This is a genomic window from Colwellia sp. PAMC 21821, from assembly GCF_002077175.1.
Classification (GTDB): Bacteria; Pseudomonadota; Gammaproteobacteria; order Enterobacterales; family Alteromonadaceae; genus Cognaticolwellia.
On the sequence record NZ_CP014943.1, the window covers coordinates 1,298,542 to 1,313,682 of the forward strand.

Annotated in this window: 12 protein-coding genes; 4 read left to right on the forward strand and 8 right to left on the reverse strand. The window is 36.6% G+C overall.

Features of this window, described 5'->3' with window-relative positions:
* Nucleotides 1–132 precede the first annotated feature (132 nt).
* Entirely contained in the window at nt 133–750 is a 618-nt protein-coding gene (locus tag A3Q33_RS05440) for a recombinase family protein (RefSeq protein ID WP_081179072.1), read from the forward strand.
* 43 nt (nt 751–793) lie between these two features.
* Here A3Q33_RS05440 and A3Q33_RS05445 read toward each other — a convergent pair whose 3' ends face one another.
* From A3Q33_RS05445 to A3Q33_RS05460, 3 genes are all read right to left on the reverse strand, one after another.
* Nucleotides 794–1,486, reverse strand: a complete 693-nt coding sequence (locus tag A3Q33_RS05445) for a hypothetical protein (protein ID WP_081179073.1) — start codon at nt 1,484–1,486, stop codon at nt 794–796.
* A gap of 1,127 nt (nt 1,487–2,613) precedes the next feature.
* Nucleotides 2,614–3,219, reverse strand: a complete 606-nt coding sequence (locus A3Q33_RS05455) for a hypothetical protein (protein ID WP_081179075.1) — start codon at nt 3,217–3,219, stop codon at nt 2,614–2,616.
* The gene (locus A3Q33_RS05460) at nt 3,171–4,415 is read right to left on the reverse strand and encodes a hypothetical protein (protein ID WP_081179076.1); all 1,245 of its coding nucleotides are present in this window, start codon (nt 4,413–4,415) and stop codon (nt 3,171–3,173) included. The genes A3Q33_RS05455 and A3Q33_RS05460 overlap by 49 nt, the downstream gene beginning before the upstream one ends.
* Nucleotides 4,416–4,858: 443 nt before the next feature.
* Between A3Q33_RS05460 and A3Q33_RS05465 the strand changes: the two genes are divergently transcribed.
* Nucleotides 4,859–5,401 (forward strand): recombinase family protein, encoded by a 543-nt coding sequence (locus A3Q33_RS05465; protein WP_081179077.1) that lies wholly within the window; start codon nt 4,859–4,861, stop codon nt 5,399–5,401.
* A 90-nt stretch (nt 5,402–5,491) separates the two neighbouring features.
* On the opposite strand, the gene A3Q33_RS05470 is transcribed toward A3Q33_RS05465, so the two are convergent.
* The 3 genes from A3Q33_RS05470 to A3Q33_RS05480 form a co-directional block, all read right to left on the reverse strand.
* Nucleotides 5,492–6,826 (reverse strand): UvrD-helicase domain-containing protein, encoded by a 1,335-nt coding sequence (locus A3Q33_RS05470; RefSeq protein WP_081179078.1) that lies wholly within the window; start codon nt 6,824–6,826, stop codon nt 5,492–5,494.
* The gene (locus tag A3Q33_RS05475) at nt 6,823–7,974 is read right to left on the reverse strand and encodes a hypothetical protein (protein ID WP_081179079.1); all 1,152 of its coding nucleotides are present in this window, start codon (nt 7,972–7,974) and stop codon (nt 6,823–6,825) included. The genes A3Q33_RS05470 and A3Q33_RS05475 overlap by 4 nt, the downstream gene beginning before the upstream one ends.
* Nucleotides 7,975–8,134: 160 nt before the next feature.
* Nucleotides 8,135–10,342, reverse strand: a complete 2,208-nt coding sequence (locus A3Q33_RS05480; protein ID WP_081179080.1) for a hypothetical protein — start codon at nt 10,340–10,342, stop codon at nt 8,135–8,137.
* A 176-nt stretch (nt 10,343–10,518) separates the two neighbouring features.
* Here A3Q33_RS05480 and A3Q33_RS05485 point away from each other — a divergent pair, with 176 nt between their 5' ends.
* Nucleotides 10,519–11,103 (forward strand): hypothetical protein, encoded by a 585-nt coding sequence (locus tag A3Q33_RS05485; protein WP_081179081.1) that lies wholly within the window; start codon nt 10,519–10,521, stop codon nt 11,101–11,103.
* A gap of 102 nt (nt 11,104–11,205) precedes the next feature.
* On the opposite strand, the gene A3Q33_RS05490 is transcribed toward A3Q33_RS05485, so the two are convergent.
* Nucleotides 11,206–12,462 (reverse strand): Y-family DNA polymerase, encoded by a 1,257-nt coding sequence (locus tag A3Q33_RS05490; protein ID WP_081179082.1) that lies wholly within the window; start codon nt 12,460–12,462, stop codon nt 11,206–11,208.
* The gene (locus A3Q33_RS05495; RefSeq protein WP_081179083.1) at nt 12,450–12,863 is read right to left on the reverse strand and encodes a LexA family protein; all 414 of its coding nucleotides are present in this window, start codon (nt 12,861–12,863) and stop codon (nt 12,450–12,452) included. The genes A3Q33_RS05490 and A3Q33_RS05495 overlap by 13 nt, the downstream gene beginning before the upstream one ends.
* A gap of 243 nt (nt 12,864–13,106) precedes the next feature.
* Between A3Q33_RS05495 and A3Q33_RS05500 the strand changes: the two genes are divergently transcribed.
* Nucleotides 13,107–15,125: an AAA family ATPase gene (locus tag A3Q33_RS05500; RefSeq protein ID WP_081179084.1), complete on the forward strand. Its 2,019-nt coding sequence runs from the start codon at nt 13,107–13,109 to the stop codon at nt 15,123–15,125.
* The last annotated feature ends 16 nt before the right edge of the window (nt 15,126–15,141 follow it).

Sequence of the window (15,141 nt, forward strand, 5' to 3'; positions counted from 1 at the left end):
TAGGTCAGTGAGAATGTTTTCTAAGCTTATAACCACGTAATTTATCTATCAATTAATATTGTCAGAAAGTCCATTGATAGTTTATCAATCATCAGTATATTGGATATATTCATTGATAACTGACTAATAATTATGAACACTCGAATTTACTTAAGAGCATCAACTAAAGAACAAGACGCAGATCGAGCTACTCAGCTATTAATTCAATTTTGTGGGACTAATAATCTCAACATCGTTGCTAAATATGTAGAAAACATCTCAGGAACGAAACTTAATCGCCCTCAACTAAATAAGTTATTAGATGAATCTCAACAAGGTGAAATTTTACTTGTTGAAAGTGTTGACCGTTTATCGCGATTACCGATGAGTGACTGGGAGAAGCTAAAATCGATCATCAGTGACAAAGGACTAAAACTTGTCGTCGTAGATCTTCCTACAACCCATACTCTTTTGAGTTCTGATGATATTACCGCCAGCATATTATCGATAATCAACAACATGCTTTTAGACCTTATGGCTACAATGGCTCGTCTAGATAATGACAAGCGTATTGAACGGATAAAACAAGGACAGCAGCGTGCTATTGATGCAGGTAAAAAAATTGGTGGTAGTACTAAAAATCAAGAAATTCGATCTAAGGTTATTTCATATCTATCTAAAAAACTCACTGCTGAAGAGGTAGCTAAAATGACTGACTGTGGTGTTGCTACAGTCTACCGTATCAAAAAGGAGTTGAAGCTTCTAACGTAGTGGCAAAATTCACTATGCCACTACAACAGATATAATTTAATTACTACCCTATTGGAAGCCAAACCGGTTGTAAAAGCAATTTTATAAAACTATACAAAGACAAACTGAGAATAAAGAGGGTGCCAAATTTTAAAAATTTTTGATGAATTAAAAAATATAGCCTGTAATCTTCCCAAGCAGGTGCATGTTCAGAGCGTTCCTCTGCTTCACGAATACCTGAAACCATAAAGGTAACGAACGCTCTCACTCCGACTATCAACAACGCCAATATTGATAACACAATAGCTAATATTCCAAATGGTTCAGTGCCACCCAATACAACTAACCAAGTTGGATGCTCTTCAAATTTAACCATATGATCTATTATATGAGCTTCAATGATAGGTTTTAAGCCCGGTTCTTTTGCAATAAGTTCTTGCCCAAACTGAAGTACCTTACTCTCTTGTTTACCTATAAATGAAAAAACTAGAGCTTTAATCACATAAGGTACAAGTGCTATTAATGTCAAAAAGCTTAATAATAGAAAATTAAACCCTGTGTACTTTCTTCTTAATAAGCTGTAGGGATCATTAGAATCAGGTGAGAAACGGGTTCCTCGAATAGAGTTATCATCTAATCTGTATGAAGCAAGCCTTAAGTCAAAATCATCAAGGGCAACTTGTTTGATAGAGCACAACCTTAAATCAGAACCTTTAAAAGTAACGGTTCCATTTTTAAATGCATCATCAATCCACAATCGTCCATTTCCGAACTTAGTTTCATTAAATGATACTTTACCATCTCCAAACTGAATATCGATAAAATTAAGGATAAAGTTAAAACGGCCATCGTGAAACTTAGTTTTAAGCGCAACGGTGCCATTTTGAAACTGCGCTGATTCAAAGGAAAGGCCGCCATGTCCAAAAGTAATCTCAGAGAAGAATAAATCTCCAAAAAACTGAGCTGAGTCAAAAGAAACTTCGCCGTCACCAAAATTACAATGACTAAACGAAACGGAACCATCACCAAAATCAACATGACGAAAATTAACTTCACCTACCCCAAATTTAGCATTTTCAAAATCAACATGCCCTTTACCAAATATTGAATCATAAAAATAAATATCACCATTCCCAAAAATAGAATTTTTAAAAGAGACATCTCCATCACAGAAATGAGCATCGTCAAAGTTAAGGTAACCTTCTCCAAAGTTTACGTTTTCAAATGAAACTTTTCCGTTACCAAATTCACTTTTATTAAAATATAGGCCACCGTTACTAAACTTAGCATTATCAAAAATGACATCTCCATCACCAAAAATAAGCTCTTCTGAATCAGAGGAAAAGTCCCCTTCATTAAATTGCGCTCCTGCAAAGTTTTTTGTCCAACCTTTGTATTTAGCATTTGTACAGACAGTACTAAAAACCTGCCTACCTAAACGAATTAATTCTATTGCGGCTGAGCCCCAATGACTCTTCGTTCATGATCGAATTGCTTTTCTAGTTTATGAATCTTTTCTGTTATATCTTTAGGAAAGTGGCTATAAGTAATATCGTCTGGCATTCAATTTTGCCCTTTTTATATTTCGTAGATTAGGTAAAAGATAATTAGATCACGAGTCATTACATGTTTTTCATTTTTATGTACTAATTCATACTGAATAAATAATTAGCTACTTTAATAAAAGAAAATCAATCACTTCAATTTGATGTAGATTTTCTTTTCACACTTAGATACATCATCTATTATTGATGATGTATCTAATCTCTGGGCTAGATTGGCTTTCGTAAATCATCTGCACAAAAATATAACAGAGCTATTTATCTATTTATCTATTTATCTATTTAGAAGTAGATATTAAATGGTCTCATCTTATAATTAAGGCTATGCTAGCGGGGATACTACTAGCAAATCATCGGTATTGCTTTCGATAGTTTCCGCCTCATTTTGATTAATCCATTCAATAATTTTTAGTTTTGGTTTAGCTTCAGGAAATTTTTCCATTCTGATATCTATTCCCTTGCCTGCTGCCTCCCTTAATTCCCCTTTGATACTGTTTAATCGGCTTCTACCGTAAATTTCGCCTTCTCCGGGTTGAGATGCTGAAGTTCCAGTCATTTTTTCTATTACGTCAACAGTGACTGTACCGGGTGTGCCAAGTACCTTTTTTACGAGAAACTTAGCCGCTGCAGTCACCATTTTTCTGATACCCGTCCTAGCTCCTTTATCAAGTAAGAGCTCGGTCTCTGTATCAACCTTCCCGTTCCATTCTCTGTCTATTTGGTCCGCAAGTTTCAGTGCTGTATATGCCGCAACTTCCTTATTGCTCATAACTCCATCTTTAATATCGGCCTTACTAATCGGGTTTTCCTGTAAATACTCAATTGTCTGCTCTACGAAGTACATTTTTTCTGCAAGAGTCATATCCTTATTGTCACCTTCTAGTGTTGCACTAACCGTGATACCAGCAGGCTCTCTTTCTCCCCCCATAACACTTCTTCATCAATTCCTTCTGGTAGGTAACTATAAGTTGTGCTTATACCATTTTCTTTGCTTTCACGGTCTTGAGTAACTGTAAATACGGCTGTTAATGCATTACCTACCTCCTCAAGTAAATCTTTATCTAATCGTTTCTCCTCAGGCAAATAAGGTATCACATGTTTTTCCATCATATTGTTCACTAAATCGTTTGTAACACCACTTGCCATTCCGCTATAAATTTGATCTGTAAGAGTGTCCATATCGATTTTTTCACCTCTAGCTACAGCATCTAGTGCATAATCAGCGGCACCATTAACTGCAGAATCAAATATTTTACATGTAGTGTCATCACCAGAACTTACATTTATTACAGCAGTCGCAACACTTGAAACAAAATCATCAAATGAATAAGGCTCCCCACCAATAACGACATTACCAACATCTGTTGCTAAGTTTTGAATTACTTGGGAAGACGCTTGTGGCATAGAATCAATGAAAGCTTGCCCTGTTGACCCGCTGCCTGCAAATTCCCCTGCATATCCAGCAGCTGCACCAGTAACAAAGCTATTTAATAGATCCTGATCAGACATGTCTTTTTTGAAAATATACTTATCAATAATTGCATTTGCAAATGCAGATCCCATGGGGCCACCATAAGCAGAAGCAGCATAAACTATAGCCATTCTAGCAATATTTTCAGGCTCTCCCATAGCAGCCAGTGCCGCACCTGTTTTTTGGATTCCTTTGTCCGTTTCTCGCTTAACGTTGGCGTAAGTATTTGTAAGTTCTCTGTCGATATCTTCTTTTGCTTCGGTCAGTGTTTTATCAAAGTCTTTTTTTAAATCTGTTGCCGCCGAATCAATATTTTCTTTACTTTTTGTGAGCGATGTATCGAGATCCTGCTTAAGGTCAGTAGCAGTTTCATCCATATCTTCTTTAAGTACGGTTACCTCCCTATCTAACGCTACCTTTGCGTTCGTTGCAGCAATATCAACTTCTGCTTTCTTTTCTGTCAACTCTCTATCAATATCATCTTTAAGTTTTTTAGCTTGCCTTGCCGCTTCCTTCACTGTACCGACAGGGTCTATTTTGACAGGGCCAACTCTAATAGTTGGCTTTGCGATTGTAATCTTTGGCTTTGCGATTGTAATCTTTGGCTTTTTGATCGTAATTTTAGGAGTGCTAATTTTAATTCCCCAACCCATAACTCTTTCCTTAGTGTTTATTCGTTTAGGTAGAATATACATTAACAAAATCTGGTCATTAATCAACCACCACGAATCTTAACTACACTTGGAATCAGTTGGTTTTATGCAAGGTTTAACTACACTCTAAATTTACGGATCATGATATTTTCATCCGAAAAAACATGCTGTTACCGAGACATGGAATCAACTGGCTTCATGTATGGTTTACCTAGGCTTGAAGTATACACCGAGCTATAAACGCCTAGTTTCACATTGGTACTCACTTGACACTCGAACCAATTTCTATATAGGCTTCACCTAGCCACACTTAAAAAGTAAAGGTTACGGACAATCAAAATTTACGTTAAGCAAGTCGAATAAGGTTGTCATTTTTAAGTATGTTTCTTGGCTAAATTTACAGTATTGTTGGACATCTAAGACCCAAAACTTACGGTGACAACATGACAGAACATATTGGATATATTAGAGTTTCTACGATTGAACAAAATACTGAACGCCAATTACTGAATGTCGAGCTAGATAAATCTTTTACAGATAAATGTAGCGGTAAAGACACAAATCGTCCTCAGCTGAAATTGCTAATTGAATATGCGAGAAAAGGTGATGTTATTCACGTACACGATATCAGTAGAATGGCGCGTAATACTGAAGATTTATTGCGTTTAGTTAAAGAATTCACTGAGCAAGGCATCAGTTTAATGTTTCACAAAGAGCACCTTGAATTCAATGGTAAAAATAGTCCTATGCAACAACTCATGTTGACTATGCTTGGCGGCATCTATCAATTTGAACGTAGCATGATCCTTGAAAGACAACGCGAAGGCATTGCTATTGCTAAGGCTAAAGGAAAGTACCGAGGTAAACCAATTAATGAAGCTCTCCATGATAATATCAGAGAGCTTTTTAGCCAAGGAATTAATAAAACACAAATAGCAAAACAGCTTGGCTGTACGCGACCTACAGTTTATAAGGCTTTAAGTTAACCACCAAAAATCAAAAACTAATTCATTAAGATAATGTTATTTTCACTGGAGGCTAACCGATCCGATTAACTGCCCAGAAGGAGCCAGCTATTAAACTATTTTAATAAGTGGCTTATCTAATTCATCAATAGGATAAAGGCCCTTTTTCATATCACAAAATAAAGCCTTACCGCCACAGTCACGAACAATTGACAGTGATTGCTTTGCCCTAGTGATGGCAACATACAATACCCTTTTCTCACAGTACTCGGTATCTAGCTGGGAATACCCAAACCTAGGGTCAATAACAAATACATGCTTAAACTCTTTCCCTTTACTGCCGTGTATAGTCATTAATAAAACTCCGAAAGCATCGTCATCATTAGGAACAGGAACTTTCTCTTTTTCCATTATTGAATTAACGCTCTCTAGTTGAGCGTTAGTTCTTACTAACACTGCTATTTCATTGACATTCTCGCCTTGTTCAAGCAATTCAACAATACTTTTACAAACCCAGCCTATACTCTCTTCAAACGTTGATTCAGAAAGCAGTTTCGGTTTTGAAGAGCTGCCTTTTGAAGCTTCTATTTCATGATAATTATTATTGATATTTTTCCGCAGCCAGTTACCTACATCTACAATTTCAGCACTAGAGCGGTAGTTCTTAGTCAGTTTGATTTTTATGCTGTCAGCAAAACGATTAGTAAACTGAGATAAATACTTGCCACTAGCACCACGGAAGCTATAAATTGTTTGGGCAGGATCACCAACACAAAATACCTTAATCCCTTTTCGACTCAACTTCCTTAATATATTCCATTGAATAACACTCATGTCTTGCGCTTCATCAACCAACACATGACTAGTTTTAGCTAGTACCTGTTTCAAAAAGCACTTACTTTTTAAAGCCGCATAAAAGTCTGTTAGTAGATCATCAAAGTCAGCTTTCCCATTTTTTAGCTTTTTACTTTTATACTCTTCAGTGATTTGCTTTAGCTGCTCTTCCTTTCCTTTAAGATGTTTAAAACGTTTTTGAATCGCTTTATCAATACTTATATTTTTGTTAGCGCAGTAGCTTATTAGCTGAATAACATGAGTTACGTTAAACCGATTTCCTACAATTTTCTTAACAAACTTTTGTTGCTCATCCGTATCCATATTAAAGAGCTTTACCGAATAACCATTGTATTTCAGTTCTCTTAAGCACCAGCTGCTAAAGGTACTGACATTACTTGATAACTGAGACAACATTCGTTCTTTAATTTCTTCTTTAGCAGCGTTAGTAAATGTTATTAGCTTTATACAGTCACAACCGACTTGCTCTGCTAACCAATTATGACGTTCAACTAACAATGAGGTTTTACCTGCCCCCGGACCTGCAATAACACAAACATTTTTACCCTGAGCTTGCTGTATTGCCTTGCGCTGTCTACTGTTCCATTTCATTTACTTAACCTCTTTAACTGTTTTTTCGGCTCAAGGATAAGCCCTTTTAGCGTTGTTAAAAGTCTGTGATGTTGGCTGTCCACCACCTCTCGTTCCACACTAAGCATATTTACAGTATTACTTTTTCTAGCTTCGTAACGCTCAACAGCCGCTTTAACATCAGTACCTTTACGCTTCCTTATTAAAGATTTATTTGTAAGCTTGTGCATTTTCGCAACATCAAGAGGATCAACAAAGTCCAGCTCATGCAAAATTTGATTACATAACTCAAGGTTTGCTACTCGTATTTTCCCTCTAACACGGTTTTGGTGCTCAGCCCTTGTTGTCATCACCTTATTGGTAATACTACAGCCCGTGTTTTTCATCATTTCTAATAGCTTGTCGTACAGCTTAATCATGTTACCTAACCCATGTTCAACTGTTTCAGCCAAATCACCACCTTTAGGGTATATCTCTCCTTCTTTTAACTTCTTGTAGTTACAAATCGTATAGACAAACAATGAACATAGGCCATACAAATTAAAGCCTGTATCTAACCGAGTTATTCGTGCCCTATTAATTAGATTTTTGTACTCCCTACTGCCAAATAAACTTTGAATATGCGTAAAGAGCATACCTATTTCTTTATTAGTAAAGTGATTGGGGTTAAAGCTAAACCTTAAGCTGGCTGTACTAAACTCCTTTACGCCTGTTGATACATAAACTTTGACCGCTGTTTCTTCTTTTCCTGCAACACATACATCAAAACATTTGCTGTACCAAGGGCGACTATTATCTTTGCTAAGATCAATATCACGATTGATATTCCCTGCATTACTTTTCTCAACAACAATAATACTTTTTAGAGCTTTAACAGTAATAGTTTCAATCTTATCTAATACCTTTTGAATAACAGGACTAATCCCTTTTTTGCTCTTTTTGAATCTAATAGTGAAATCTAGCTTATCAACATCTAACTTAACGTTAGCAAGGCAATGTTTAAGTACTGCGCTTTGGTATTGCGCTAGTTCTAAATCTTTAACGTGGTCTACTAATAGGTCTGTATTTTTGTACTTTATAAGATCAGTGTTTATAAGATTACGGAGTACTTTATTAAGCTTAGGAGTAATATGTTTATGATTTTTAGTCTGAATATTTCGTAGTTTCATGGTCTTTACAACTTAAGAAAAAAGTGTTTTAGTACTAAAAAATTAAGATATTCAGTACTAAAACACATAGATGTAGCAGGATGAGGTTAAGATTGATGTTATAGGTTCTAGTTTTAGACCTACTGACGTTTAGATAGTCCCTATACTCAGTCCATTACACCTAACCCACAACAGTATTAAGCTTCAACTCACTGGGGGCTACGGGGGCTAGTGGTTCAGCAGAGTTGGTCAACAACGCAGGGTTACTTCGATAGACCATGATGTCCTCTTCATCTTTTTCGATAATTTTCACTACCACGACCCACCCAAACTTTGCTAGAACATTTAACGCCCCTTTTGTACGGATAGGGTTGTTTTTGATGCCTGCCCAGCCTTTATCTTTGTAAAGAGTGCGTACTGTAAATTCCGTGGTTATCAACCGTAGTTTTGGCGCGATAGATAGCGCATTGACATAATCGATGTGCTCATTAAATGCCAATTTCAGAATGTTTTGTCCGATAAAATTGGTTAATGCAACGGCTTTAACCATCACAAACTTAGATATCTCATCAACAGGTTCAATTTGCTTTTCATACTCGTCGTAAGCATCCATGAATGCAATATTGAGTGCTAGCTTATAAGCTAGGGAGTCAAGTGACTCCAGCTGTTGGTGAACCCATGGCTCTACAGGAGCTGATTTAATCAACTGACCTATATCGAAATTCAATTCATCATGAATATCTGATGCTGCTTTTGATAGTTTCACCACTACTGGAGTTTTTGCATCAAGTCCCATTATATAATCGCTAAGAGCAACAAATTGTTCAGACAAAGCCTTTACACTCTCCTCTTGTACCATCGCATTATTTCTAAATTTCAACGATTCATCCGTTGAACAAATATAAATGTCATAGCTTTCGATTGGTGCTAAATAGGTTGTTGTACTTACTTCGCTTTCTTCTCTAATGTCATCAAATTCATTGATAGAAAGCATTGATAGAAATGAAACGTTTGTATAGTTAGTACGGTTAATTAAATTCGAAAGTTCTTGTTCAACACCCTCATCACTTGCAGCTTTACGTAACATACGAGCAGTATTTACTGGAAAAATCACCGTACCATGCTCAATATTTGGGATTTCCTTAAGTACAAAGTCAATATCGTTTGTATGGTAAACAGGTTTAGAAAAACAAAGCTCTGGCGCACCATCAGCATGAACAAGCACTTTTTCTAATAGTGAATTTTTTACCTCGTGAGCTACGCCACTACCATTTTCAGCAATGGATATAGCTTTTTTAACTGCCACCGACATTAGGCTATCTTCCATTTTGGAATGAAATTTATCTTCAATGCGATATTTTTGTTTTTTACTCTTTGCGGCTATTTCAGCTTTTTCTTGTAGAGCATGTAATGTTTTTACTACTAGTTCTAAGGACTCCGCACTCCCGTCATTACTTCTCCCTACAAGACATCCTGATATCACAGCATCTAAAAGAATATTTTCTTTACCTATATCGCTATCACTAGTTTCAATAACTACTTTATTATTTATTATGCTGCTAGTAGCGCATACAGTTGCAATATACAAAGCGTCCTTATTGCCAAATTTGTTATATTTCAAATCTACTGAAAATTGATTTATTGATGCCGGCATTTCTTTACGAGTAAGCGGAGTAGGTGTAATACCTTCTAATTCAATTTTGGTCGGGGCGGGTATAAAATCCACATTCAACGCAATCGCTATGTTTTCAGCAATATGAGTACAACCAATGTCTAACCATTTCGTCGTATAAGGTCTCTTCATTGTTGTTTCAATACCTCTACTTAATAACTCCTTATTCTTAAAGTAAATAGCATCTGGTAACCTCAGCCGCTCAGGCCTTTTACATCTACTGTTACCACCAGATTTATTAGCAATAATATTCTGTATTCTTAATGCGTCATCTGCATTGTTAGCCTTGATTAACCAATAATGAATCACCTTCCCCCTATGCATTACAGCGCAAATAGTAGGCTGAAGTGTCATCGTTAAGTTACGTCTTGGTTCATTACGCTTGCACATGTAACTTACCCTAATCAAATAATGACCAGGTATAAGTTTTTCAAATTCAAGTATATTTATATAAACACTTTTTTCACCCTTAATTTTAACTAACACCAGAGCTATCAACTCATCAATGTTTTGAAAAATAATTTCTTTTTTTTCTCCTTTATAGCTGTAGTAAACAGGAAGTTTTGAAATACTTTCTTTTATTAGTTCTTGAAGAAATATGAAAATTAATTTCATATTTTTCAAAACTACTGTTGGAAATTCTGGTAACGGTTTTTTACCCTTCCCCCTTCTTTTAGACCCTATTGACTCTCTTACTTCTCTCATCATATCGCTCATCACAACCACCTTAATAACATATTAAATTCACTTACTTAGCTGACAGCCATACTAAGGGTAAACATAATAAAAATCAGAACAATCAACTTACTATATAGACCAAGTTAAATGGCTTATATAGACAATCGATTGATTTGACATTATAGTAGATAGATATAATAAGGACTGGAGTTACGATGTTGGAACAAAATACTAAAATTGCCTACTCTTCTACTAAAGCAAAGTATACAAAAAAGTTTATTTTTAAAGTTTTAGAAGCGAGAACTCTTACAAAAGAAGCTGTTGAGGGCATAGTAAACAGTAACGAAACGACAAAGACTAAAATCACACCGTTCCTAACACCGCAACAGCTTGAATTTTCATTGTTCTTAGTTACTGATCATCTATCAAATGAGACTCCATTTAAAAAGTATTACTACTACGATAACTTAATTGCTCTTGCCTTTAAATTTGCAAAAAAAACCGACTACCGACAACACAGATCTAAAAACTTAAAACTCACACCTAATGAACAATTTATTCAGAAAGCATTAAAGAAGCTTGATAGCATTGGCTTGATACATTATGAATTCAATAGAAAAAGACTGAGTAAAAACACCAAAGAAGAATATGAAGCAACAGGAAAAACAAACAGGAAAGGAATAAGAATTAAGTTTTTAGATTTTAGAAGTAGTAAAACGGTTCCTGAGTTATACCAAGAAACCAAGAAAATATTAGAGTTTGATTGTGATAGTAAGTCCCCTGAGACCCCAGTGAGTTGAAGGCTGAAGAAAGTATGATTATAAAGCAAACATCAAATATCCATATTGAATCAATTTTAACTGACTAATAGCGTTAAACTTTGAAGGTTTATCAAGGTAAACTCAGCAATGTATCTTCGGAATATCGCGCCAGCTTGTAGTGAACTGTGGGCTAAGGAAGTGTCGTTTCATTGGCCACGTTTCCGACTGTCCTTCAGCACCTAGTTTTAGCGTTCCTTGACCATATCGGTTATTAATATTATCAAAGCACTTCATCAACACTGGATTTGAATTATCTGGCATGAATAAATCAGGCTGTTTAAACGCCCTGCTTTCCAATTCAATGGCACCAACACCACAACGATAGAAACGAACACCTTCAACAAAAATATCTGCCAGCACCAAGCTAATTGCTTTGGCAATATCACAGCTATTGTCAGTGGCTACTGGAAACCTATAAACCATCGTTTGTTTATAGTAGTTATCATCGTGAGGCGAACTAGAAGCAAATATCATCAGTTTTTTAACCAATGATGACTGTTGCCTTACTTTCTTAGCGACAATAGATCCATGCGTTGCTAACGCTGATTGTAATGTATGAATATCAACAATACGTAGCCCAAAACTACGCGTTGAAAATATCTCTCGCTTAGGCTCTCTAATGTCATCCCACGACAAACAACTAATGCCGTTTAATTCATTAACGGTTCGTTCGGTAACAACGCTAAATTGTTTCCGCATAGCCTTAGGGCATTGAGTCGATAATTGATAAGCTGTTTTAATTTCCTGTTGCTTTAAACGTTGAGATATTTTCCTACCAATACCCCACACCTCGTTTACGTCCATCCGTTCTAATATGGCTTTGCCGCTTTGAAAATTGTCTATTACCGCCACACCATTATAGCCACTGAGTTTTTTAGCCGCATGGTTTGCCGCCTTTGCTAGTGTTGACGTAGTACCAAAGCCAACACCTACAGGTAACTTGGTTTCTTTCCAAATAGCCCTTCTTATTTCATGACCGTATTTATTCCAATCTTTAATTAATGTTCCGTAGTTTTTAAAGTGTAAAAATGACTCATCAATAGAATACACATAATGGTTATCACTATATCTAGCAATAACATTCATCATCCTTTCACTTAAGTCGGCATAAAGTTCATAGTTAGAAGAACGAACCACCACACCATGTTTTTGAAGTAGCCACTTTACTTTAAAATACGGTTCAAACTTAGGTATACCGAGTCTTCGAGCAATAGGACAAACAGCACAAATACACCCATCGTTATTAGTCAAAACAACCACAGGTTTATTTCTTATGCTTGGGTCAAATACCTTTTCCGCGCTAGCATAAAAAGAGACCGCATCAACTAGTGCATACATGCGGCTAATTCAGGTGCGGGATGATGAAGTCTAATAGAGCGTGTAACCACTCCTTCTAGTTGAAAGTCATCATCAGGTTTTATTGTTACAGGTGCATGTTCTTTAGAGGCAGAAAGTAATCTAGCATGTGGCTTATCTATTAACTTACAAACAAAACAGCCATTAAAGTTAGCCACAATAATGTCGCCATTTCTAACAGTTAACGACCTATCGACAATAAGCAAATCCCCATCAAAAATACCACCCCCTTGCATTGACTGTCCTGAGGCTTGACCGATAAAAGTAGCATTAGGGTGGCGAATAAGAAGTTGGTCTAATGACAGACCAAGCTCTTTATATTCTGCCGCTGGTGATTCGAAGCCTGAAATGCCTGCTTCGATATAAATAGGTATTACCTTCATAACAAAACCCAGTAACTGTACAAAAACACAGTATAGTTATTGTGGTGGTATTTAGAAAGTTTTACTTATAATTATGTTCGTAAGCATATAAGTAAATTAGATGAAGGTGCGCTAAAAAACCTCAAAACATCAGCCTCGAACAATCACCGAAATATAAATAAAGTTGTCAAAAAGTGCCCTAATAATAGGCACTTAAAGATAGTAAAATGTAGCTACCCCACCAACACAACAAGAAGACATCCGATGCAGTTCAACTCACTCGGTATACAGAAACTCGCCTGCGACTTTGTAAAAGAGATTATCAATTCAAGTTATTACGAAGCAGATGCTTTAGAGGAAATCCCTGAAGTAACCATTACCGCATTAACAGGAAAGTCATTTAAGACCAAAGGTAAATCGGACAATGAACGTTTGGCTGAACTTAATAATCTATTAAATATACCTAAGCAAAATGACCTGCTCAATAAAAGGCTAGTCAATAACTGCCATGTTATTTGTGACGCTCTAAAATTAAGTAAAGCGTGTGAGCCGCTACTTCAGTTATCTGCTCTTTGTACACTTAACTTTGGTTTAGCCGACTTCATTAGCAACCATCTTTATTACACAACCAATAAACATAATTTACTGATTTCTTCGGCGCTTAACATGGGATTGGTGGAAATAGAAATAGCCACGTTAGCTATTTCAAAAACAGGTCTATTCCCACACCCCTGCAACGAGGTTTTAAGCATACTTCATTTACCTAAAGCCTTAGTCAATAACGTGGTCAGTATAGATACCAATAACTTTAAAGAGCTGGTTTCAGGTTGCTTTGAAGTACTACCAAAAAGTGAGTTGTCACTACATGATTACCCACACCTTAACCTGAGTTATCTAACCGAGTTTATGAAACAGGCGGTTAAACAGAAAGTACATGGAGTAAATATACTTATACACGGCATAGCAGGTACAGGTAAAACCGAGTTAAGTAAGGTACTCGCGCACTATTGCAGGAGCAGTTTAATGACAGTTAAAGCTCAAGGTGAACAGTATCAAGTTAAGAAAGACGAGCTTACCTCAGAATTAAATACCGCAACGCTTCGCTTACAACATTACGACCTGTTACAGGCAATGTTAGCTGGTGAGCCAAATTCAATGCTGATAGTTGATGAATGCGAAGATGTGTTCTTTGCTGATTTTGGCGAAAAGAAGGTTTCTAAAGACCGATTACATCAAGTGTTAAGTGATAATGCTCTACCTACAATCTGGATAACCAATCATATCGACCAAGTGGAAGACAGTTGTATTAGACGTTTCAGCTATGTATTGGAAGTACCGACACCGCCAGCCACCATTAAGAAACAGATATTGAGTAAGCCGCTTAAGCATTTACGTGTAACGCCAGCTTTTAAAGAGTCACTTAGCCAGATTGACGATTTAACGCCAGCGCATGTTACACAAGCCGCCAATGTAGCAAGGTTAATAAACCTTACTGGCAAAAAAGCAGAGCAGTGTATTGAAGAGCATATTGAACAAACATTATCAGCCTGTTCTTTAACTATGTCGAAGCCACGTTATCAGGCAGAAATCCCCTTTGATAAACAGTACATCAACCTAAAAGGTGATATGAATTCCATTGAAGAGTTGATTAAAGCCGTTACCACTTTTGATGGCACAAGAGCGTTATTGTTTGGCCCCCCAGGTTCGGGAAAAACAGCCTTAGTTAATCACCTTGCCGAATCTTTAGAGCAAGAATTAATTACCGTTAAATGCAGTGATGTGCTGGGAAAGTACGTGGGGGAAAGTGAGAAAAACGTAGCCCAAATTTTTAGACAAGCGCATCAGCAAAATGCCATTTTGTTTCTAGATGAAGTTGATAGCTTACTTAGCAATCGTGCATCTTTAACAAATCAGTTCGAGAGGCAGCTTGTAAACGAATTCCTTCAACAGATTCAGCAAAGTGAGCTTACGCTATTCGCTGCGACAAATGCAGCTGAATCGATTGATTCAGCTGTTCGTAGGCGTTTCGATTTCAAGCTGACATTAACTTATCTCAATCAGCAACAAGTACTGAAATTATATCAAGAAGTTGTCGGCAATATTTCATCAACACAGAAACAACAATTACTTCAAATGAAGCATTTAACTGGTGGTGATTTTGCCATAGTCGCTCGGCGAAACCGTTTAAGTAAAAAACCATTAACCAACGCTCAGAACATTCAACTACTACAGGAGGAAAACAACCGTAAGCAACAACGTAAATCCATCGGTTTCGTTCAATAAAAACTAACCGCAAAGT

Excerpts from the sequence above, each read along its gene's own strand:
- A3Q33_RS05440 (WP_081179072.1), top strand. The coding sequence starts at position 133 with ATGAACACTCGAATTTACTTAAGAGCATCAACTAAAGAACAAGACGCA.
- A3Q33_RS05455 (WP_081179075.1), bottom strand. The coding sequence starts at position 3,219 with ATGGGGGGAGAAAGAGAGCCTGCTGGTATCACGGTTAGTGCAACACTA.
- A3Q33_RS05460 (WP_081179076.1), bottom strand. The coding sequence starts at position 4,415 with ATGGGTTGGGGAATTAAAATTAGCACTCCTAAAATTACGATCAAAAAG.
- A3Q33_RS05465 (WP_081179077.1), top strand. The coding sequence starts at position 4,859 with ATGACAGAACATATTGGATATATTAGAGTTTCTACGATTGAACAAAAT.
- A3Q33_RS05470 (WP_081179078.1), bottom strand. The coding sequence starts at position 6,826 with ATGAAATGGAACAGTAGACAGCGCAAGGCAATACAGCAAGCTCAGGGT.
- A3Q33_RS05475 (WP_081179079.1), bottom strand. The coding sequence starts at position 7,974 with ATGAAACTACGAAATATTCAGACTAAAAATCATAAACATATTACTCCT.
- A3Q33_RS05480 (WP_081179080.1), bottom strand. The coding sequence starts at position 10,342 with ATGAGCGATATGATGAGAGAAGTAAGAGAGTCAATAGGGTCTAAAAGA.
- A3Q33_RS05485 (WP_081179081.1), top strand. The coding sequence starts at position 10,519 with ATGTTGGAACAAAATACTAAAATTGCCTACTCTTCTACTAAAGCAAAG.
- A3Q33_RS05490 (WP_081179082.1), bottom strand. The coding sequence starts at position 12,462 with ATGTATGCACTAGTTGATGCGGTCTCTTTTTATGCTAGCGCGGAAAAG.
- A3Q33_RS05495 (WP_081179083.1), bottom strand. The coding sequence starts at position 12,863 with ATGAAGGTAATACCTATTTATATCGAAGCAGGCATTTCAGGCTTCGAA.
- A3Q33_RS05500 (WP_081179084.1), top strand. The coding sequence starts at position 13,107 with ATGCAGTTCAACTCACTCGGTATACAGAAACTCGCCTGCGACTTTGTA.